19 protein-coding genes are annotated in these 22,544 nt (G+C 35.0%); 10 read left to right on the top strand and 9 right to left on the bottom strand.

The window, feature by feature from the left end:
• Positions 1-9: 9 nt before the first annotated feature.
• The 5 genes from mnmG (at position 10) to ACP7AQ_RS02060 (ending at position 7,582) form a co-directional block, all read left to right on the top strand.
• The gene (mnmG, locus tag ACP7AQ_RS02080; RefSeq protein WP_426094198.1) at positions 10-1,881 is read left to right on the top strand and encodes a tRNA uridine-5-carboxymethylaminomethyl(34) synthesis enzyme MnmG; all 1,872 of its coding nucleotides are present in this window, start codon (positions 10-12) and stop codon (positions 1,879-1,881) included.
• Positions 1,882-2,022: 141 nt separating this feature from the next.
• Positions 2,023-2,871, top strand: coding sequence for a class I SAM-dependent methyltransferase (locus tag ACP7AQ_RS02075; protein WP_426094197.1), 849 nt, complete (start codon positions 2,023-2,025; stop codon positions 2,869-2,871).
• Positions 2,872-3,115: 244 nt separating this feature from the next.
• Positions 3,116-3,730 carry an OmpH family outer membrane protein gene (locus tag ACP7AQ_RS02070; RefSeq protein ID WP_426094196.1) on the top strand — a complete coding sequence of 205 codons (615 nt, stop codon included), beginning with the start codon at positions 3,116-3,118 and terminating at the stop codon, positions 3,728-3,730.
• Positions 3,731-4,025: 295 nt separating this feature from the next.
• Complete coding sequence (locus ACP7AQ_RS02065; protein ID WP_426094195.1) at positions 4,026-6,293, top strand: helix-turn-helix domain-containing protein; 2,268 nt, start codon at positions 4,026-4,028, stop codon at positions 6,291-6,293.
• A gap of 647 nt (positions 6,294-6,940) precedes the next feature.
• Positions 6,941-7,582 carry a hypothetical protein gene (locus ACP7AQ_RS02060; RefSeq protein WP_426094194.1) on the top strand — a complete coding sequence of 214 codons (642 nt, stop codon included), beginning with the start codon at positions 6,941-6,943 and terminating at the stop codon, positions 7,580-7,582.
• A gap of 82 nt (positions 7,583-7,664) precedes the next feature.
• Here ACP7AQ_RS02060 and ACP7AQ_RS02055 read toward each other — a convergent pair whose 3' ends face one another.
• Positions 7,665-8,612: an SPOR domain-containing protein gene (locus ACP7AQ_RS02055; RefSeq protein ID WP_426094193.1), complete on the bottom strand. Its 948-nt coding sequence runs from the start codon at positions 8,610-8,612 to the stop codon at positions 7,665-7,667.
• 199 nt (positions 8,613-8,811) lie between these two features.
• Here ACP7AQ_RS02055 and dprA point away from each other — a divergent pair, with 199 nt between their 5' ends.
• Positions 8,812-9,912: a DNA-processing protein DprA gene (gene dprA, locus ACP7AQ_RS02050; protein ID WP_426094192.1), complete on the top strand. Its 1,101-nt coding sequence runs from the start codon at positions 8,812-8,814 to the stop codon at positions 9,910-9,912.
• 87 nt (positions 9,913-9,999) lie between these two features.
• Here the strand turns inward: dprA and trpS are convergent, their stop codons facing one another.
• On the bottom strand, positions 10,000-10,974 hold the full coding sequence (gene trpS / locus ACP7AQ_RS02045) for a tryptophan--tRNA ligase (protein WP_426094191.1): 975 nt from the start codon (positions 10,972-10,974) through the stop codon (positions 10,000-10,002).
• A gap of 136 nt (positions 10,975-11,110) precedes the next feature.
• On the opposite strand from trpS, the gene ACP7AQ_RS02040 reads away from it, so the two are divergent.
• A complete protein-coding gene (locus tag ACP7AQ_RS02040) occupies positions 11,111-11,872 on the top strand; it encodes a lysophospholipid acyltransferase family protein (RefSeq protein WP_426094190.1) in 762 nt (253 codons plus the stop codon).
• On the opposite strand, the gene ACP7AQ_RS02035 is transcribed toward ACP7AQ_RS02040, so the two are convergent.
• The 7 genes from ACP7AQ_RS02035 to ACP7AQ_RS02005 form a co-directional block, all read right to left on the bottom strand.
• Positions 11,856-13,277, bottom strand: a complete 1,422-nt coding sequence (locus ACP7AQ_RS02035) for a hypothetical protein (RefSeq protein WP_426094189.1) — start codon at positions 13,275-13,277, stop codon at positions 11,856-11,858. The genes ACP7AQ_RS02040 and ACP7AQ_RS02035 overlap by 17 nt on opposite strands.
• Positions 13,274-13,816, bottom strand: coding sequence for an RNA polymerase sigma factor (locus ACP7AQ_RS02030; protein WP_426062512.1), 543 nt, complete (start codon positions 13,814-13,816; stop codon positions 13,274-13,276). The genes ACP7AQ_RS02035 and ACP7AQ_RS02030 overlap by 4 nt, the downstream gene beginning before the upstream one ends.
• Positions 13,817-13,833: 17 nt before the next feature.
• Positions 13,834-14,247: a lipoprotein gene (locus ACP7AQ_RS02025; RefSeq protein ID WP_426094188.1), complete on the bottom strand. Its 414-nt coding sequence runs from the start codon at positions 14,245-14,247 to the stop codon at positions 13,834-13,836.
• Positions 14,248-14,376: 129 nt separating this feature from the next.
• The gene (gene recA / locus ACP7AQ_RS02020) at positions 14,377-15,384 is read right to left on the bottom strand and encodes a recombinase RecA (protein WP_091203513.1); all 1,008 of its coding nucleotides are present in this window, start codon (positions 15,382-15,384) and stop codon (positions 14,377-14,379) included.
• A 203-nt stretch (positions 15,385-15,587) separates the two neighbouring features.
• The gene (locus ACP7AQ_RS02015; RefSeq protein WP_091203303.1) at positions 15,588-16,097 is read right to left on the bottom strand and encodes an acyl-CoA thioesterase; all 510 of its coding nucleotides are present in this window, start codon (positions 16,095-16,097) and stop codon (positions 15,588-15,590) included.
• A 48-nt stretch (positions 16,098-16,145) separates the two neighbouring features.
• Positions 16,146-16,529 carry a DoxX family membrane protein gene (locus ACP7AQ_RS02010; protein WP_091203302.1) on the bottom strand — a complete coding sequence of 128 codons (384 nt, stop codon included), beginning with the start codon at positions 16,527-16,529 and terminating at the stop codon, positions 16,146-16,148.
• A gap of 4 nt (positions 16,530-16,533) precedes the next feature.
• Entirely contained in the window at positions 16,534-17,682 is a 1,149-nt protein-coding gene (locus ACP7AQ_RS02005) for an ATP-binding protein (RefSeq protein ID WP_426094187.1), read from the bottom strand.
• A 284-nt stretch (positions 17,683-17,966) separates the two neighbouring features.
• On the opposite strand from ACP7AQ_RS02005, the gene ACP7AQ_RS02000 reads away from it, so the two are divergent.
• The 3 genes from ACP7AQ_RS02000 (at position 17,967) to ACP7AQ_RS01990 (ending at position 22,523) form a co-directional block, all read left to right on the top strand.
• A complete protein-coding gene (locus tag ACP7AQ_RS02000; RefSeq protein ID WP_426094186.1) occupies positions 17,967-19,154 on the top strand; it encodes a phosphoglycerate kinase in 1,188 nt (395 codons plus the stop codon).
• Positions 19,155-19,451: 297 nt separating this feature from the next.
• Complete coding sequence (locus ACP7AQ_RS01995; RefSeq protein WP_426094185.1) at positions 19,452-21,491, top strand: LysM peptidoglycan-binding domain-containing protein; 2,040 nt, start codon at positions 19,452-19,454, stop codon at positions 21,489-21,491.
• Positions 21,492-21,539: 48 nt separating this feature from the next.
• Positions 21,540-22,523 (top strand): DUF4837 family protein, encoded by a 984-nt coding sequence (locus ACP7AQ_RS01990; protein ID WP_426090534.1) that lies wholly within the window; start codon positions 21,540-21,542, stop codon positions 22,521-22,523.
• Positions 22,524-22,544: the final 21 nt, after the last annotated feature.

The raw sequence follows: 22,544 nt of genomic DNA, 5'->3' as shown, positions 1-22,544 counted from the left end.
TAAAAGAAGATGTTTCTAGATGAATATGATGTGATAGTTGTGGGTGCGGGCCATGCCGGTTCTGAGGCTGCTGCCGCCGCCGCAAATTTGGGATCTAAAACCTTATTGGTAACAATGAGCTTGCAGAATATTGCCCAGATGTCTTGCAACCCAGCGATGGGTGGAATTGCCAAAGGACAAATTGTGCGTGAGATTGATGCGCTTGGAGGATACTCTGGAATTGTGTCAGACAGAACCGCAATTCAGTTCAAGATGTTGAACAAGTCCAAAGGTCCAGCAATGTGGTCTCCACGCGTTCAAAGTGACCGTATGCGTTTTGCTGAGGAATGGAGAATGATGTTGGAAGGAACTCCAAATCTTGATTTTTATCAAGAAATGGTAAAAGGTTTAATTATTGAAAACGGAAAAATAAAAGGAATTCGAACTTCGCTTGGAGTAGAGATTCGCTCTAAATCGGTTGTGTTGACCAATGGAACTTTCCTGAACGGTTTGATTCATATTGGCGAAAAGCAATTCGGTGGTGGAAGAGCAGGCGAGAGTGCCGCGTATGGAATTACCGAAGATTTAGTTGCTGCAGGTTTTCAATCAGGACGGATGAAAACAGGAACTCCTCCAAGAGTCGATGGACGATCTTTGGATTATTCGAAAATGAACGAAGAAAAAGGAGATGCTAAACCGGATAAGTTTTCCTATTCGGATGTGACGTCACCGTTGATTCATCAAAAATCGTGTCACATGACGTATACGTCTCTTGAGGTTCACGATATTTTAAGAGAAGGTTTTGATCGTTCGCCAATGTTTAATGGAAGAATTAAAAGTCTTGGACCAAGATATTGTCCTTCAATCGAAGATAAAATAAATCGTTTTGCTGATAAGGAAAGACATCAATTGTTTGTCGAACCAGAAGGATGGAATACCTGTGAGGTTTATGTAAATGGATTTTCTACATCGCTGCCTGAGGATATTCAATTCAAGGCGTTGAGTTCTGTGGCGGGATTTGAGAAAGTGAAATTCTTTCGTCCGGGTTATGCAATCGAATATGATTATTTCCCTCCGACGCAATTGAAACATACTTTGGAAACAAAACTGGTTGAAGGTTTGTATTTCGCAGGACAAATAAACGGAACTACCGGATATGAAGAAGCGGCTTCTCAAGGCTTGATGGCTGGAATAAATGCGCATTTAAAAGTACATGAAAAAGCGCCGTTAATTTTAAAAAGAGACGAAGCATATATTGGAGTTTTGATTGATGATTTAATTACGAAAGGAACGGAAGAGCCATACAGAATGTTTACTTCTCGTGCCGAATACAGAACGTTGTTGCGTCAGGATAATGCCGATTTCAGATTAACTCCTATGTCGCATAAAATAGGTTTGGCTTCAGAAGCGCGTTTGCGTAGAATGGAACACAAGTTAAATGAATCTGAAAAGATGGTGGCTTTTTTCAAAGAAACGAGTGTTTCGGTTGCGGAAGCAAATCCTATTTTACAATCAAAAGATACGGCGCTGATAACGCAAGGGGATAAAATGTTCAAAGTATTCTCTCGTCCGCAAATTGATTTGGAAGACATCATGAAATTTGAAAAGGTGGCTGCTTATGTTGCGGAAAATGATTTGGACCAAGAGATTTTAGAACAAGCCGAAATCCAAGTGAAATATTCAGGTTACATCGAAAAAGAAAGAAATAATGCAGATAAACTGCTTCGATTGGAAGATGTAAAAATCCCAGAAAATTTCGACTATGAGAAAATCAAATCGATGTCAATTGAGGCAAAACAAAAATTGAGCAAGATTCGTCCGGTGACTATTTCCCAAGCATCAAGAATTAGTGGTGTTTCGCCAAGCGATGTTTCGGTTTTGTTAATTTATATGGGACGATGATAAAGTAATAAGTTTACAGTCTCAGTGTTCAGTAAAAAAATGAATACTTAACAATACGTTCCACGTGAAACAAAATTAAATTTGCATTATATACAAAGGGATTCAACTGCAAACTGCGACTGGAAACCGAAAAATTACAATATGAACATCTCAAATCAACAGCCTTTTTTAACCGTTAAAGATTATTCTGTTTCTCAAGAGATTTTTGACTTATACCATGATGCCAAATTAGACATGCTATTTACTTCTCCACAACCCAGCTTAGAAAACTTAGGAAAGTATTACGAAAGCGTGGATTATATTTCGCACACGGATAGCAAAAGATCGCTGTTTGAAAAAGTATATCATTTTGTAAAAACTATTGCGCTGAAAAACAAATTGAATTTAATTAATTCGCTGCAAACTAATAAAGGAAGCATTTTAGATATTGGTGCCGGAACAGGAGACTTTTTATCAGTTGCCAAAGAAAACGGTTGGCACACGATAGGAGCGGAACCGAGCGAAAAAGCAAAAGCGATTGCAAAAAAGAAAGGCGTTTCATTTGTTGGAGAAACCAGTGAATTGGACAATCATTCTTTCGATGTTATTTCGATGTGGCATGTTTTGGAGCACGTTCCTAATTTGGAAAATCAAATCAAAGAATTGAAAAGATTATTAAAACAAAATGGAACTCTAATTATTGCTGTTCCAAATTTCAAATCTTTCGATGCAAAACATTATGGAAAGTTTTGGGCTGCTTATGATGTACCGATTCATTTTTGGCATTTTTCTAAAACAGCTATAAAAATGCTTTTTGAAAAAGAAGAAATGCAATTGGTAAAAGTGCTTCCTATGAAATTTGATTCTTTTTACGTGAGCTTACTTTCGGAAAAATACAAAACAGGCAAAATGAATTATATAAAAGCCTTTTTTGTCGGATTGCAATCAAATTGGAAAGCGAAAAAGAATTTTGAGTATTCTTCACACATTTACATCCTAAAAAACAACTAAAAATCATTTTAAGTGCATTTAAGCTTGTTTATTAACTGCAGTCAAGGGTGAAATCGAATTTTTAAAATAATTCGTTTATTTAAAAGATATACAACTCATTTTTAATAGTCATAAATTATGCATTTATAAATCCCAATAACAAAATCTTATATTATAAAAAAGTAGCAATTTGTAAACTTTTTGTCAATACTATCAATTTTTTTATATTTTTGTCACCAATACTTAAAACTAGAAATTCATCATAATGAAATCAAAGATTCACGAATACCAAAAAAGAAATATTAAAGATATGAGTAAAAAAGCATTATTAATTATCGCATTATCAATTTCGATTGTTGCTTGTAACAAACCGGTAGAAGCAGTTAAGGAAGTAAAAACAGCTTACGTAGACACTTCGGAATTAATGAAAGAATATACAGAGGCAAAAGACCTTGAAGCAAAATATAAAACAAAAGCAGAAGAAAAAGGAAGACAGTTAGATGCCGAAATCGCAAGATTCAAACAAGAGGCAGCTGGTTTTCAAGCGCAAGCTCAAGCAAACGGCCAGGCATGGGCACAACAAAAAGGTGCTGAATTGCAAAAAAAGGAACAACAATTGGGCTATGCGCAACAAGCGTTGTCTCAAGAATTGCAGCAAGAAAGTGGCAAAGAAATGGATTCTTTAGTAAGCGGAGTGAAAAAATTCATCAAAACGTATGGTAAAGAAAAAGGATATGCATACATCTACGGTACCGGTGACGCAGCTTCAATTTTATATGCTGAAGACAAATTTGATATCACAAAAGAAATCATCAAAGCCTTGAACGATAAATACAAAGCTCCTGCAAAAACTGAAGAAAAAACAGCAGTTAAAAAATAATTTTTTATATTAATTCAAAAATTGCCTTCGTCTACCCTTAGATTGAAGGCATTTTTTTTGGAGCTATTTCCCGCTATTCGCTGCAATCTCTCGTTTAGAAAGTGTTTTTTCTTACCTGTAAAAGGAGCTTCCGCTGGTCGCTCTTTTCCAGCTAGAAAAAATTACTTTCTAAATTTCGAGGATTTCTGCTGCTATCAGGGCTAAATAGTAGTTGTTTTACAATTCTAAAATCTTTGATAAGAATCGAAATAGTGTTTCTAATTTTCAATACTTTAGCATTATATATATACGCCACATGCAAACCATTTCAGAAGCCGCCGCTTACACGTTACGATTCATCAATCAAACCCATCGATCTGTATTTCTTACCGGGAAAGCAGGAACGGGAAAAACCACCCTATTACGGGAAATTATCCAAACTACACACAAGAACACTGTTGTAGTGGCGCCAACTGGAATTGCCGCTTTAAATGCGGGCGGTGTAACGATACATTCCATGTTTCAATTACCTTTTGGAGGATTTATTCCGGATAATTCATCACCTCAATTTTCTGAAAACACTAAATTTGAAACCAAAGCGACCTTGCGGAGGCATTTCAAAATGAGCGGTTTAAAGAAATCAGTAATTCGTAATATGGAATTGTTGATCATAGATGAAGTGAGTATGCTTCGTGCGGATTTACTGGACGCTATGGATTATATGATGCAAACTGTACGCAAAAAAAGCACTGCTTTTGGTGGCGTTCAAGTCTTATATATTGGTGATTTATTGCAATTGCCACCTGTAATTCGGGACGAAGAATGGCGTACGCTAAAAACGTATTACAAAGGAAAATTCTTTTTCCATTCGCATGTGGTTCAGCAAAATCCGCCATTATACATTGAATTATCCAAGATTTTTCGCCAGACCGACGACACGTTTATTTCCGTTTTAAATAATTTGCGCAACAATGAGATTTCGCAGCAAGACATTCAAACCTTGAACCAATATGTAAAACCGGATTTTGATCTAAAAGCAAATAAAGGATACATCACATTAACCACCCACAACAACAAAGCCGATTCTATGAATGCGCAGGCTTTGGCAGATTTAGAAGGAAAGTTAGTGGTTTACAAACCGGAGATAACCGGAGATTTTCCGGAGAAGATATTTCCCGTAGAACAACAACTTCAGTTGAAAATGGGCGCGCAAATCATGTTTGTAAAAAATGATTTGTCTTTTGATAAAAATTATTTCAATGGAAAAATGGGAATTATCAAATCGCTTTCGAGTCAGGAAATCCTGGTTCATTTTCCGGAAGAAAACAAAACCATAGAAGTCGAAAAATACGAATGGCAAAACATTCGGTACAAAATTGATCAAACCACTAAAGAAATTGAAGAAGAAGTTTTGGGAACTTTTGTGCATTATCCCATCAAATTAGCGTGGGCGATTACGGTTCATAAAAGCCAAGGATTAACGTTTGATAAAGCGGCGCTCGATGTTTCGCAAGTTTTTCTTCCGGGCCAGGCTTATGTTGCATTATCGCGTTTGCGCTCGTTAGAAGGGCTTATTTTGCTTTCGCCGTTGCGCATGAATGGCATTTCAAACGATCAGGATGTGATGGATTATTCACTTAACAAAGCTTCGGATTCGTTTTTAGAGAATGCCTTGCATTTTGAAACCAAAAATTTCATCCATAATTATCTGATAAACACTTTCGATTGGAATGATTTAGCTCAGGAATGGCGCAATCATAAATACAGTTACAACGAAAAATCAGAGATTTCAGAGAAATCCAAGCATGCCGTTTGGGCCAAAAAGCAAACGGAAGTCATCGAACAGCTTTTGGATCCATCCAAAAAATTCATTTCGCAATTGAATAAGCTTTTTGGTCAGGAAACCGTCGATTTGAATCATGTTTCTGAACGTATTCAAGCTGCTTTCGATTATTTCTTAAAACCAATGGATGATCTGGTTTTTGAAATCCTTTGGAAAATTGAAGAAGTAAAACGAATCAAAAAAGTAAAAGCGTTTTACGATGAATTAATTATTCTGGAAGAATTGCAAACTAAAGCCGTTTTACGCTTAATGAAAGCTAAGTTATTGATTGAAACCGTTGTTGCAGGAGAAACCATTTCGAAAGAAAAATTGACGTCCTCAGAAATAAAAAAATACATCATCCGTAAAACGGAAGCCATACAAAATCAGTTCAAGGAATTAAATGTCACGTTGATTGATGATGATAAAGATGTAGAACGCTATACTTCGAATAAATCAAAAGCAGCAACACCCAAGAAATCTACTGTTCAGGAAACCTATGAATTGTGGGTCGAAAAGAAATCAATTGAGGATATTTCGACAATTAGAGTGTTGACTAAACAAACCATTTATTCGCATTTTGTAAAGCTGATTCAAACTAAAGCGGTATCTATTTCGGAAGTTTTACCAGAGGATAAAATGCAAGATTTAGCAACTGCTTTTGATGGATACAAAGAAGAATCACTGAATACCTTGATGGAAAAACACGGTCATAAATTTTCGTGGGAAGAAGCTAGGATGTACAAAGCGAGTTTGAACTAAATACAACAAAGTGCTAAAACTAGAAAACCCTATTCAAATGATTGTGTGAATAGGTTTTTTTATGTGTTGTAGTGATTTGATAATAATCAAACAGATAGTTGTTTTTATTGAAAAAATCTGGGTTAAGATAGCTATAATCATAAAAATTTATTTTTTTGTAAAATTTTAACAAAAAAATTTGCACAATTATAATTTTAATTATAATTTAAAACATTTATTAGATTTCTAGATTTTTCTACCGATCGAGGAGTTTTTTTAAATCTATTGAGAAACTATTTAATAATTAAATTAAAACTTATAAAAACAAAATCGATTAAATTTTTAGTTTTTGGAATTACTTCGAGTTTGTTTAGCTGTTCTTCTGAAATGGATACTAATTTAGAAAATTTAGTAACAACATCAAATTCAGTAGAAACATTTACTTTAAAAATTTTGAAGAAGAGCAAATTTAGAATCACCGCGAAGACAGATGTTATCTACTATTACAGGTGATGGTTCCACAGGACAAACTTATTCCGATGGTGGCATATTATATAATGTAAAATCGATAGGAATAGTTGATTATTATTATAAACATTGGTTCACAGATTTGCAATAAATTTAACAGACAAGAGGCATTTTGCCTCGTGCTTATTTTAATAAATACAATGAAAAAAATATTTTTTATATCACTCTCGTTTTGTAGTTTTTTTGCTTTTGCGCAAGAAAAGAACAAAGTCTTTGTCAATTCAGGACTGAGCATTTATCCGAATATGAAAGAAAATCAAAGAAATTTCAACATTTCAGTCAGTTACCACAGACAAAGAAACGAAAAGTGGTCCATGGAATATTATTTTTTATATTCTCAAAACGATTACTTCCCCAGTTTTTACGGGAATGAAAAAGAATTGGATCGATTTATTTTTACAGGTAATCCTGAAACAATTTTTGAAGACACCGAATGGGATTTTGTGAAAAACCATGAAATAGGAGCTAAAATTCATTATTCCATTTATAAGAATAGAAAAGTAAACCTATCCTTCAACATGGGGTTGGGAATTATTGCTTATAAAGACAAATTATTTCGACTTTCATCGATTCACGTCGATGAAAATAATGTCATTGATTCATTTAGTTGGATTGAAGTTAAAGGGACCGGTTATAGTTATACCGCTGGCATATTCCCGGGTTTACATCTAGATTATAAAGTAGGTGAAAGTTTTCTTGTTGCCTTAGACGGTGGCTATCATAAAACGATAAATAATTTTAGTTTTTGGAATTTTTCTATTGGGATAGGCAGGAAGTTTTAAAAATTTAAACGCTGTTTGAAAATTTTTCAAACAGCGTTTTTTAATGATTTTCTTTCTAAAACTAGATTATATATAAATGCAATTACAAAGATTGAATCAATATCCAAGCCTCTGGATTGTGCTTTACATTTATTTCTTTTTTCGCTTTTTCGGCTTCAGCAAACGTATCGTAACTGCCATATAAAACCGGGAAAAAGCCGTTTTTGTTAGGAGCGATTCGTTTGGCATCATATCCTAAACGAGTTAGAATTCGCAGCGTTTTATTGGCATTTTTTTCTTCTCGGTACACTCCGGCCATAATGTGATACGGCATTTTCATTTCCTTGTCGGATTTTACAGAGAGTGTAACAGCGGGAACCGGACTTTCGATGAAGAAAGTGGCTTGCTGAATTTTATTTTGAACTTGTTTTTGAACGGCAGTTTCAACAAGAATCGTTTCTGAGGCGATTTGGTTTTGATACATTGGATAGCCAACACTTCCAGCAATTCCTAGTCCTAGTACAAAAATAGCGGCGTATTTTAGATACGGGTTTGCTGTTTTTGTTTCTTCAGAAACCATTGTAATGGTCGCTTTTTCTTCTATTGCTTCTACTTCTTTTTCAAAGATTTCTCTTTTTACGAGTGGTGAAACAAAAGGAGCCAACCCAAAAGAACTGGTTAAATAATTCGTTTGATCGTAGGGAGTGAAAACGATGTTTTTATCAGCATTTAAGCGAAGATCACCTACATTTTTTACAGAAAAAAGTTGGTTTTCTTCCAATGCTTTTTTCCAATTAAAAACTTCATATTGAATTGCGCTTACGGCATAATCATAAGACGTTTTCTCAGCTAAAGCGATATGATTGGCTAATAAACCATCATTGTTTTTCAGATTTGCATTGAAAGCAATCATTTTTTTGGGTGGAGAAAATGAATTTGTACTTTCGTTTAGTTTAGCCGATTGGATTTCGGTCAAAAAAGCTCCGAAACCCGGAACGGTAACACATTGATAACGGTATAAAAGTTGTGCGATGTAAAGTTCGATTTTCATACTTACAAAGTTATACAACCAAAATAGTTATCAAAATTTTATTCACAATTTTTATTAACAATCCGCTTAAAAATTTATACATTTCACTCTCAAATAATTAACATGAAATAGCCATGTTTAATCGTTATACAAACATAAATAAAGATTTTTTTAAACTGGCGTATTCCATATTCCAATAAAAAACAAGTATTATCTACATATGAAAGAGCAGGATTTATTTTATTTATTGGCATTACAAAGAATAGAAGGTGTGGGCGATATAATGGCCAAAAAACTGCTTACCCATTTTGGAACTGCGGAAGCGGTTTTTAACACAAAAGCCTCGCAACTCGCTGCTATTGATGGAGTAGGCTCTGTTTTGCTGAAAAATTTAAGAGATAAATCCGTTTTCGAAAAAGCAATTCAGGAACTTGAGTTTATAAAAGCGAATGCAATCAACGTGGTTTATTTTCAGGACGAGGAATATCCGGAACGCTTGAAACATTGTATTGACGGACCACTTTTATTATTTACCTCGGGAAATATTAATTTAAAAAACAGAAGAATAATCAGCATTGTAGGAACGCGGCAAATTACCTCGTACGGAACTGAATTTTGCCGAAAATTGATAGAAGATTTGGCGCCGCTCGATCCTGTAATCGTCAGTGGTTTTGCGTACGGAGTCGATATTGTAGCGCACCAACTGGCGATGGAGCATAATTTACAAACGATAGGCGTGGTGGCGCATGGTTTGAACCAAATTTACCCGAAAACCCATAAAAAATATGTGGCCAAAGTAGAACAGAACGGTGGTTTTATGACTGAGTTTTGGAGTTCCTCCAATCCTGATAAAGAAAATTTTGTTCGAAGAAACCGAATCGTTGCGGGAATGTCTGAAGCGACTATCGTAATTGAATCGGCAGATAGAGGTGGATCGTTAATCACGGCAAATATGGCAAATGATTACAACCGTGATGTTTTTGCGGTACCGGGACGTGTTACGGATAAATACAGTCAGGGTTGCAACAATCTAATAAAAACACAAAAAGCAAATGTCTTGACGAGTGCCGCGGATTTGGTTTATATTTTGAATTGGGATATTCAAAAAGAATCCAAACCCGTACAAAAACAATTGTTTGTAAGCTTAGAGGAAGACGAGCAAAAAGTATACGATTACCTCCTTAAAACTGGAAAGGAACTGATGGATATTATTGCTTTACGCTGTGATTTTCCTATTTATAAAATCTCAGGAATGCTGTTGAATATGGAATTGAAAGGCGTGATTCGGCCTTTGCCTGGGAAATTGTTTGAGGCGATTTGATTTTAACATATAAGTCATGTAAGCTTTAGTGAAATAGTATTAAACTATAAAAAACTTAAATGACTTATATGTTTTAAAAATATATTGTTACACCTCAAATCCTAGTTTTTCTCTTACTCTTGCTAAAACTCCATTGGCAACTACTGCTGCTTTTTGAGCACCAATTTTCAATAAAGCATCTACCTCATTAAGATTGTTGATATAGTAATTGTATTTTTCTCTTTCGGTTTTGAAAGTTTCACAAATCAACTCAAACAACGCTTGTTTGGCGTGCCCGTAACCGTAATTCCCCCCAAGGTAATTGGCAATCATTGTGGCTATTTGTTCTTCATTTGCCAATAATTTATAAATAGCAAATGCATTACAGGTTTCTGGATTTTTTGGATCTTCCAGTGGTGTGCTGTCAGTTTCAATACTCATCACTTGTTTGCGTAGTGTTTTATCGTCCAAAAAAATATTAATGATATTATTGGCTGATTTACTCATTTTTCCGCCGTTGGTTCCCGGAATCAGCATGCTGTCTTCCTGAATTTTAGCTTCGGGAAGTACGAAAGTATCTCCCATTTGGTGGTTGAATCGGGAGGCTACATCACGAGTGATTTCAACATGCTGCAATTGGTCTTTTCCTACCGGAACTAGTTCTGCGTCGTATAATAAAATATCGGCAGCCATAAGCATTGGATACGAAAACAAACCTGCATTGACATCTTCCAGTCGATCGGCTTTATCTTTGAAAGAATGCGCTAATGTCAATCGTTGAAAAGGGAAAAAACAACTTAAATACCACGATAATTCCGCTGTTTGAGGCACATCAGATTGCCTGTAGAAAACTACTTTATCTACATTCAGACCACAGGCAAGCCAAGCTGCAGCAGTACTGTGAGTATTGGTTCTTAAAGTTTCACCGTTTTTAATTTGCGTTATCGAATGTAAATCAGCAATGAAAAGAAAGGATTCGTTTTCAGGTTTATTTGATAATGCTATCGCGGGAATGATTGCGCCAAGTAAGTTGCCTAAATGTGGTGTTCCGGTACTTTGAACGCCTGTAAGTATTTTTGCCATTATGATTTTTTCTTAAGCGCAAAGTTCGCAAAGATTTACGCAAAGTTAACAAGGATTGCAAATTTTTTCTAATAGGTAGTTTTCCAAAGCAAATTATTTTACCAATATTTACATCTGATTTGTTACTTTTGAACTTATGAGAGGATTTAAAATTATTTTTTGGGTGCTTTGGCGCGTATGGTTTTATGTTTTGATGGCCATTCCCATACTGATAATGTTTCCTTTTTTGGTTTTGTCTATTTTGACGGAAAGTGGCTATTCTTATTTTTTTAAGATGGCGCGTATTTGGGCAAAATTTATTCTTTTTGGAATGGGATTTTATTACAAAATTGATAAAAGCCAAGAAATGGAATACCAAAAAAGTTACATGATTGTTGCCAATCATACCTCAATGGCCGATATTATGCTGATGCTTGCTCTGACAAGAAATCCTTTTGTTTTTGTGGGTAAAAAAGAACTTTCAAAAATTCCATTGTTTGGCTTTTTCTACAAAAGAACCTGTATTTTGGTGGATCGGAATTGTTCAAAAAGTAAAATGGAAGTCTTTAATCGTGCTCAAAAAAGAATTAATCAGGGATTGAGTATCTGTATTTTTCCAGAAGGCGGCGTTCCAGACGATGAATCTGTAGTATTGGACACTTTTAAAGATGGCGCGTTCCGATTGGCGATAGAACATGGAATTCCTATTGTTCCCATTACTTTTGCCGATAATAAAAAGAGATTTCCGTATACTTTTTTCAGCGGTAGCCCGGGAATTATGCGTGTAAAGATGCATTCACATATAGAAACATTGGGAAAAACTGGCGTTGATCGTAAGGAAATTAGAGAGGAAGTACGCGAAATAATTTATACACAATTAGTGACTTTTAATGCTGATATGGTTAAAAGCTATAGCTAATACCTGAATACAGTCCTACAAATATCGGTTTGACTTTACCTGAAGTGCCTGAAAACATATTCATCTGGTATTTTAGCATTGGCTCAAAATTTATTTGAAATGATTTCACAATCTCATATTGAACACCAATACCAACATTGGTGCTGAAATTTATTTGATTCAAATTCTTGGCCTCTCCCAATGTTACATTCGTTTCTGAGGAAACCAACGAAATTTTATTTTGGTTGAGAAACAAAGTACTTACACCACCGATAAGGTTAATTCCAAATTTTTTATCCAAAATTGCATACGAAATCTCTAATGGGACTTCATAATAACCCATTTTTTGATTGATAGCTCCTGAATTTGTTTTCTGTAAGTTGATTTCAAATAAGGATAACATACTTGAATTGGATTCATTTTTAATTTCGATTAATGCATTTGAAGTATAATTAATATTCGCCAGATTATTATTTGACAAACCTGTTGAGTACACTACGTCATTTGTGTTGTATCCCAGTTCTAACTTGTTAATCCCGCTCCGTAGGGTCACTTTATTCGAAACAGCATAACTTACCCCTACACCAAAACTTAAGCTGTTATCCGTTGTTTTTTGATTTTCTGAAAATTGTGGGTCAATGGAGGAACCGGCCGAATTTGGATTCAGATAAACAGCGGCGATGTTTGGAGTAATTTGCCACTTGTTTTTTGCGTTAACGACCTCAACTTCTTTATGTTTTTTAGTTTTAAGGATTTCGTCCAATTCGTTAAGTGTTCCAGCTGTATTTGAAGACTTATTTTTAGAATCGATCGCAGCAATTGTAGCGTTTTCATGCTCTTTTAAATGGTCTTTTTCCAATGTTTGATTTGCTGTGATATCAAATGGTTTAAAAGTTGTCGCAGCAATTTTTTCTGTGACATTCTCGTTAGTTGACAGGTCGATGGTATTTATTATTGCTGGTTTTACCGAAGGATGATTTTTTTGTAAATAAACAATAGCACTACTTTGAGTTGTCTCTTTATTTTTGCTCGAATTGACCTCAGGTTGATTAGAAGATGTAAATTCTTTTTCATTTTTTTGGCCCGTTTTAATTTTGTTCACAACAATTGGAGCAGTTTTTTCAATTTGCAATGGATTAAAATTCTTCTCTTTTTGAGGCGGGACAGTGTCCTTATTTTCAGATTTTGTAACACCACTGTTTTTACTTCCTGAATGATCACTGAAAAGTGTATTTAATGCCAGTATTCCCAAAAGAATTGCGGCTGCAATTCCCGGAAATTTTATCCAGAACGGAATTATTTTTCGTTCTTTCTTCTCTTTTTTTAATTCAGTTTGGATATTTTTCCAGACTTGTTCTTTTGGAGGCATTTCAAAATCTTTGAATTGCTCTTGAAAAAAGCGGTCTATGTTTTTTTTATCGTTCATTTTGCCAATGACTTTATTTCAATTCTGGTATACGCTTCTATTTTCTCTTTTAAAATCAACCGAGCTCTGGCTAGATTTGACTTTGTTGTCCCTGTAGTTATTGTAAGCATTTCTGCGATTTCTTTATGAGAATAACCATCTAAAACATAGAGATTAAAAACCAATCTGTATTGATTGGGTAATTCTTGAATGATTTGCATTAAATGTTCAATTGGAATGTGGTCATCATCGATTTCAACATCTTCTTCTGGAATATTTTCACTAATTACCTCCATGTACCTAACTCCTTTGTACTTCTGGAGCGCATTATTGATCATTATTCTTTTGGCCCAGCCTTCAAAAGATCCTTTTCCGCTAAACTGTTCAATTTTTCTGAAGATGATCAGGAACCCATCCTGTAAGTTGTCTTGGGCGTCCGCATAATTACTGGAATATTTTAAGCACACGCCAAAAAACTTTTTAGAAAACAATTGATACAATTGTTCCTGAGCTTTGGGGTAATTTTTTTTACAGTCCGCAATTATTTGGTCTAATCCCACAGAAATTATTCTATTTGTTAGTTGACTACAAGAACTTCTACTTCCTCAAAAAGGTTTTTGCCTGACGCATCTTTTCCTTTGTAAAATTTAAAAATATAGGAACCGTTGTGAGTTACATAAAAATTAAAAGAAATCTCTGATAGTGCCGGGATTTGTTGCGTACAAACTTGGTTTGTGTTCACTGCCGTTTGAATGCCGATGGTTCTTACATTCAAATTTTTGTCATAATAAATCCCTTGAAATAAATGACATTCTGAAGGTCTGCGATATTTTAATTTTATCTCGTAGGTATTTCCTAATATAAATTTTTCGGGTAAGGTATAGCTGTCTACAGGCAGCACTTCAAAGCTGTAAGAATCTTGATTGTCATTATCAATGGAGCATCCGGTCAAGGTTGTAATGAACAAAATAAAAAGGACGAATTTTTTCATTTCTTATTTTTTTAAATTTATACCAGTCAGCTTCTCTATTGGATTGTAAGCAGTTTTTTAAAAGATAAAAATTGTAACAAAAGGTTGCGTTTAAAAATGAAAAAACCCGAAATTTTCGGGTTTTACTTTTTATGCTTCTGCTAGTTCTTTTATTCTAGCTTTAATTTTTTCTTCTAATTCATCAGCTAATTCTGGATTGTCTTTTATTAAAGACTTAACAGCGTCACGACCTTGTCCAAGTTTGGTTTCACCGTAACTGAACCAAGATCCTGCTTTTTTGATGATTTCAAACTCAACAGCAAGATCAAGAATCTCTCCTGTTTTTGAAATTCCTTCACCGTACATGATATCAAATTCAGCGATTTTAAATGGCGGAGCGACTTTGTTTTTCACCACTTTTACTTTGGTTCTGTTCCCAAGGACGTTATCACCATCTTTAATTTGTGTAGAACGACGGATATCTAAACGAATGGAAGCATAAAACTTCAATGCATTTCCTCCCGTTGTAGTTTCTGGATTTCCAAACATTACTCCAATTTTCTCTCTTAATTGATTAATAAAGAAAACTGTACAGTTTGTTTTACTGATGGTTCCTGTTAATTTACGCAGCGCTTGAGACATTAAACGAGCATGTAATCCCATTTTAGAATCTCCCATTTCGCCTTCAATTTCACTTTTTGGAGTCAAAGCAGCAACCGAGTCAATTACAACAATGTCAATTGCTCCGGAACGAATCAAGTTCTCTGCAATTTCTAATGCTTGTTCCCCGTTGTCCGGTTGTGATATGATTAAGTTTTCGATGTCAACGCCTAATTTCTCCGCATAATTTCTGTCGAAAGCGTGTTCTGCATCAATAAAAGCTGCAATTCCACCTGCTTTTTGAGCTTCAGCAATGGCATGAAGTGTCAACGTGGTTTTTCCAGAAGATTCCGGACCGTATATTTCAATAATTCTTCCTCTTGGATAACCGCCAACTCCTAATGCTAAATCGATTCCTAAAGACCCGGAAGAAATAGTTTCTACTTCCTCAATGGCTTTGTCGCCCATTTTCATTACCGTCCCTTTTCCATAGGTTTTATCTAATTTGTCAAGCGTAAGTTGTAGCGCTTTTAATTTAGATTCTTTCTCTGTACTCATCTTCTCTTTTACCTTTTCTTTCATCTATTTGTATTGTTTTATAACGGTAAGAAACTGACAGAATGACTTATTATCCTGAAATTTCATTTGTATACTGAACATTTATTTTCGTAAAAATACTTCTTTTTTTAATTAAAATTTTCTCTTTCAAGAATATTTTAAATCTATTTTTTAATAAAAAAAATCCGGTTGAATTATGCTCATTACGTGAACAGCGCTTTTAATTCGGTTGCATCATGTGGGTTCATTTTACCGGCTAAAACTAAACTTAACTGTTTGCGTCGCAATGCAGCTTCAAAACGTTGTTTTTCTATTTCGGTTTCCGGAACAATTTGAGGTACTTCAACGGGTCTTCCCGTATCGTCTACTGCTACAAAGGTATAAATCGCTTCATTTGCTTTGGTTTTATTACCGGATTCTCTGTCTTCAACCCAAATGTCAATGAATATTTCCATTGAACTTTTGAAAGCTCTGGAAACTTTGGCTTCAACAGTAACAACACTCCCCAGCGGAATGGCTCTGTTGAATGCAACATGATTTACGGATGCCGTAACTACAATTCTTCGGGAATGTCTGCGTGCCGCTATACTTGCTGCGCGATCCATACGGGCTAGTAATTCGCCACCAAAAAGATTGTTCAAAGGATTGGTCTCACTTGGTAAAACCAAATCGGTTAATATCGTCAGGGATTCTGAAGGGTGTTTTGGTGTCATTTTTTTATTTAAAAAGGAATTGTTGTTCAAAATAATAAGTTGTAAAGTCTAGTTTAACCAATAAACGGCCAATATTGCAGGGATAAAATAGATGACAATCGTTCTGGCTCCATCATAATCTTTGGCTAATCGTTGTCCGAAAAGCAACATCAACAACGTGATACAAGAGAAAACGGCTCCATAGAAACCAAATATTCTTCCGTTGTTTACGAATAATTCGATGCAGCCCACCACACATAAAATGCCGGAAATTAATTCTAAAATTAAAATATTCAGTAATGCTAAAGGGACGCTGTTTTTTAATGGTGTTTTAGCGAAATGACCTTTTAACCATTCGACATTATCTTTCCAATAAAACAGTTTGTCGTATCCAGACTGCAGGAAAGTGATGGCCAGGAAAATTAAAATCAAAATAGAAGTAATGTTGTTCATGTTTTTATTTTTTGTGAATTAAACGGGTTAATTTTATGGATAAATCGGTGAGGATAATTTTAGCGTTTCCGTTGCGCTCAATGTGATACATAGCCTCCGAAAGTTCTTTAAAAATATCATTTATATTGTTGCCATTTACAAAAGGCGCAAAATTCTCCAGTTTGAATTTTTCTACTTGCGGCTCCATGTAAACTAAACTTGGCGTTTGATAATTCAACAACAATGCCTGACGAAACATATCGATACAGAAATGTAAAAACTTCTTCTGGGTTTCTCTTCCCAAACCGGCAATTTGATCGCTCCACTGGATCAAATCCTGGATGGCGGCAGCGTTTCCTTTGGCTCTAAAAGCAGCACGAACCCAATCAACAAACCATTTTTCAAAAAAAACAGATTCGCTGTCCGGTTGTAATAATTGCAATGCTTTATTATAATTTCCTTGTGCCTGATGCGCTATTTTTACGGCCGTTTTAAATTCAATATTTTCCCTTGAGATTAAAGCTTCTGAGATGACCTTTTCGTTTAAACCATTAAAATGTAATACTTGGCAACGGGAACGAATCGTTTGAATAATATCTTCTTCATTTTCTGAAATCAGGATAAAAACCGTCCGGTCTGTAGGTTCTTCCAGCAATTTCAGTAATTTATTGGAAGCTGCGATATTCAATTTATCAGCCATCCAAATAATCATTATTTTGTATCCGCCTTCATAAGATTTCAAAGCCAGCGATTTCAGGATTTCCTGTGCATCATCAACCCTGATTTCACCTTGTTTGTTTTTAACGCCCAGCATTTGGTACCAATCAAACAAACTTCCGTACGGATTATGTTCTAAAAACTGGCGCCATTCGGTTATAAAATCGATGCTTTTAGGTTTGGTTTTTACGTCTTCAGTGCTAACCGTCGGGTAAATAAAATGCAAGTCCGGATGTGAGGTTTTCTGAAATTTCAGGTTGCATGCTTCATTTGAACCGGAATTCTCCCCGTTTTGATTGCTGCAAATGATGTATTGTGCATACGCAATCGCCATGGGTAAAGTTCCACTGCCTTCAGGACCTACAAACAGTTGCGCATGGGGAGTTCTACCCAAATCAGCACTTTTTGTCAAATGACTTTTGATGTGTTCTTGTCCTAAAATTTCTGAAAATTGCATGAAGCAAAGATAGCAGAAAATGGTTTAGTCTAAAATTTTAGCAGGCAAAGTTTCAGCAGAAGCACGTTTAGAGAGGCGTTGATTGTGGTGATTAATTTTAAAATTTAATTTGGCTATACTAAGAGCAATTGCCGCATAAATTATTAAAAAAACAGAAGTATTTATTAATTTACATCGATTTCGTTGCTAAAAATTGATTTTATATGATTTTCTCTAATTTAGTACTGCTTTAAAAGTTCTATATTTGTTACTCTTTCAAAAAAAACAAACTAAAAAATATTCTGATGAAAACGTTAAGTGATTTCAATTTTGCAAATAAAAAAGCCATAATTCGTGTTGATTTCAATGTGCCTTTGGACGAAAATTTAAATGTAACGGATGCCACTCGTATCGAAGCTGCGAAACCTACCATTGATGCGATTCTTGCTCAAGGCGGAAGTGTGATTTTGATGTCACATTTAGGCAGACCAAAAGGTGTGGAGGAGAAATATTCTTTGAAACACATTTTGAAAACAGCAACAGATATTCTTGGAGTTCCGGTTCAGTTCGCCGCTGACTGCATTGGTTCAGTAGCGAAAGATGCAGCTGAGAAATTGAAGGCTGGAGAAGTTTTATTGTTGGAAAATTTACGTTTTCATAGTGAAGAAGAAGCAGGTGATATTGCTTTCGCAAAAGAATTGGCGTCACTTGGTGATATTTATGTAAACGACGCTTTTGGAACAGCACACAGAGCGCACGCGTCGACTACAATTATCGCTCAGTTTTTTCCAACAGAGAAATGTTTCGGATTATTATTGGCAAAAGAAATTGAAAGCTTGAACAAAGTTTTGAAAAATAGTAAAAAACCGGTAACAGCAGTTCTTGGTGGATCTAAAGTGTCTTCTAAAATTACGGTTATCGAGAATATTTTGGACAAAGTAGATCACATGATTATTGGTGGAGGAATGACTTTTACTTTTGTAAAAGCATTAGGCGGTAAAATTGGCGATTCTATTTGTGAAGGTGATAAACAAGAATTGGCATTAGAAATATTGCGATTAGCTAAAGAAAAAGGAGTACAAATTCATATTCCGGTTGATGTTGTGGCGGCAAACGCTTTCGCTAATGATGCCGAAACGCAAATTGTGGATGTAAAAGAAATTCCTGACGGCTGGCAAGGTTTGGACGCAGGTCCAAAATCATTAGAAAACTTTAAAAAAGTAATCATGGAATCAAAAACGATTCTCTGGAACGGACCATTGGGCGTTTTTGAAATGGAAAATTTTGCTAATGGAACTATTGCTTTGGGTAATTTCATCGCTGAATCTACGGCAAACGGAGCATTTTCTCTAGTAGGTGGAGGTGATTCCGTTGCTGCTGTAAAACAATTTGGTCTGGAAGACAAAGTAAGCTATGTTTCAACCGGTGGAGGAGCAATGCTGGAAATGCTGGAAGGAAAAGTATTGCCAGGAATTGCAGCGATTTTGGATTAATGCAGCTGTTGCAAAACAAATAGTAACGGTTAGATTTTAATTATTTTAAATTAAAAAAATACTGTTATAGTAAAATGAAAACCTTGGCGATAAACTATTTATTGCTGAGGTTTTTTATTTTAAAGTATTCATTTTTTATCGTTATTTTAATTATCGAATCAGGAGAAAATTCTTTGTGAATGATGCAGATAATGCTTTTTTAACAATATTTAAATAAAATTTTAGTTTTAACCCACTATGTTTGTAAAAAAAAAAGCTTTGTAATCATTTGTAGTATAGGTCTTTGATCGTAAAAATATGAATATAAAAAATACCACCCTGTCGTTTTTTCTATTAGCATCCGTACATTTATTTTCGCAAGAAGCAGTTGTAAATAGAGGCTTTAAGAAAGTAGAAACAAAATCATCCTATTTAGATTCCATAAAGAAAACCTTCGTAAAAGACGATTTAGCCGCTTGCGTGGATAGTTTGTGGATGAAGGAATTAACCAATTTAGATTTATACAACACCATTTCGGATGATATTAAGAATGTTAATATCGACGAAAAAATTGAGTATGAATTGTCAACTGAACTTCTTAAAGAAAGATTGGCTGCAATGGATGCTAAATCTCCTTTCAATATTGAATACAATCAAGGATTAGAAAACATCATCAAATCATTTTTGAAGAACAGAAAAAAATCTTTTGAGCGATTGATGGCTGTTTCAGAGTATTATTTTCCCATGTTTGAAGAGGCTTTGGCCAAACAAAATGTCCCTCTAGAAATTAAATATTTAGCTGTGGTCGAATCGGCTTTAAATCCAAAAGCAGTTTCTAAAATGGGCGCTGCCGGATTGTGGCAATTTATGTATCAAACCGGAAAACAATATGGGTTGAAAATTGATTCTTATGTAGATGAACGCAGCGATCCAATGAAAGCCAGCGAAGCGGCAGCCCAATACATGACTAATATGTACAGAATTTTTGGTGACTGGGATTTGGTTTTGGCTTCTTATAACTCTGGTCCAGGAAATGTTTCAAAAGCGATCAGACGTTCCGGCGGTCAACAAAATTATTGGAATATCAGAAAAAATCTTCCTAAAGAAACACAAGGATATGTCCCGGCGTTCTTAGCGACAATGTATATTTATGAATACCATAAGGAGCACGGAATCGTTCCCAACAGAACAGCAGTAAAGCATTTTGCCACGGATACCATCATGATTAAAAAGCAAATGTCATTTAAACACATATCTGATTTGCTTGATGTTCCCGTAGTTCAATTACAGCTTCTTAATCCATCCTATAAACTGAATATAGTTCCTTTTTATCATGATGAAAATCATTTTTTGAGATTACCACAAGAGAAAGTTGGTCTTTTTGCCTCCAATGAACCTCAAATTTACGCGTACGTTCAGTATGAAGTAGACAAACGTGAAAGACCATTTCAGATAACAAAAGCAATGGTGGTAAGAGATACTGCTAATTACACTGTTCAGCGCGTTACTTTGCCCAAAACGTCTTACTATAAAGTTAAACGAGGAGACAATCTAACTGCTATAGCGAATAAATATGACGTTTCGATTTCCGAAATAAAAAAATGGAATAACCTGAAAAGCAATACGCTTACTTATGGCAAAAGCCTGAAAATTATTTCGAGCCAAAGTGTGGTTAAATCCTTAAAGAAAGAATCGGATTCTGATAATGTTGCTTCTCAAGTTGTCTCGAAAAATCAAAATGTAGTTGCCTCTGAATCCAAAATAAACACTAATTCAGGACCATTGTCAAATAGTTCTTCAACAGTTTATGTGGTTCAAAAGGGAGATAATTTGGGAAGCATTGCCCAAAAATATAATGTTTCCGTTGCGGATATTCAAACTTGGAACGGACTTTTAGATGACATTGTTCAGTTTGGAACATTACTTCAAGTTGCCAAGAAAGAGTTGATTTCAAAACAAGAATTAGTCAGAAATTCGGAACGTAAAAATCTTGAATATACAGTTTTAAAAGGAGATAATTTAGGAAATATTGCCAATAAATTCGGCACTTCCGTGGTTAATTTAAAACAATGGAATGATTTACCGGACAACACTATTGCTATTGGAAAAACATTAATTGTTGCCAAAGATGAAATTGCAATTGTTACGGATCAAGCGACAATTAATTCTTTCAAAAACCAATCAAGCGTTACTTCAGCATCCAAAAAAGTAAGTACCGATTATTACGTTATAAAAGGAGATTCTTTATTTAGTATTGCCAAAAAATACCCTGGCGTTACCATTTCCGACCTAAAAAAATGGAACGGTATTCGCAATGAAGATATTAAACCTGGAATGAAGTTAAAAATAAACGGATAATAGCATAAACTTCTATAAATTTGGTTTTTACTTTATAATAGAATAGTAATGAATAAAGCCCATATTTTATTTCTTTTTGTTTCTCTGCTGTTGTTTTCCTGTAAAAAAGAAAATAATCATCTTACTCGTAAAACAACTGGTAAAATCAACACGATTTCGGTTATTATTGATGATCAGTTATGGAACGGTGATATAGGAGACAGCATACGAAACAAGTTTGCATCGCCGGTAATAGGTTTGCCTCAAGAAGAGCCATTATTCAACATCAATCAATATCCAGTCAAGCTTTTAGAAGGTTTTATGACGGATACCCGAGCAATTATTGTGGTCAAAAAAGCGGAAGAAAATAAGTTTGAAATCCGAAAAGACCAATACGCATCTCCTCAAAATGTATTTCATATTTCTGGCAAAACAGCCACTGATATTATTGCTTGCATTGAAAAAAATGCTCCGCAAATGATTCAAATAATCAAACAGGCTGAAATTGCAGAGAATCAGCGAATAAACAGTCAGTCATTGATAGATCCCAAAATCATAGAAAACAAGTTTCACATTACTTTACAGATTCCTTCCGGATATGCTTATGTGCTTCAAAAGAGTAATTTTATGTGGCTAAAAAAAGAAATTATTGGCGGGAATACGAGTCTTTTATTATATCAAGTTCCTTTGAATACCTTAAATAAAGACAAGGATTTAATCGCAAGTATCATTAAAATGCGCGATTCTATAGGCAATTTATATATTAGCGGAAAGGAACCAGATACGAACATGATTACTGAAGAGGGGTATGCGCCTTATCTTTCTAAAATCAATCTCGATGGAAAGGACACTTACGAGACAAAAGGAACATGGCAGCTAAACAATGATTTCATGTCGGGACCTTTTATCAATTATGCTATTATTGATAAGGATTATAATCGCGTTTTGGTATTAGAAGGATTTTGTTACGCACCATCAAAAGACAAACGGGATTTAATGCATGAACTGGAAGCTATCATGAAATCCGTGGTTATTGCTAAAAGAGAGCTTTAAATTTCTTTTATTTGCATTTTA

The sequence above is a fragment of the Flavobacterium sp. DSR2-3-3 genome (genome assembly GCF_049896585.1).
Classification (GTDB): Bacteria; Bacteroidota; Bacteroidia; order Flavobacteriales; family Flavobacteriaceae; genus Flavobacterium.
The sequence above is the reverse complement of the archived record's forward strand: the minus strand, read 5'-3'. Positions and strand labels throughout refer to the sequence as shown.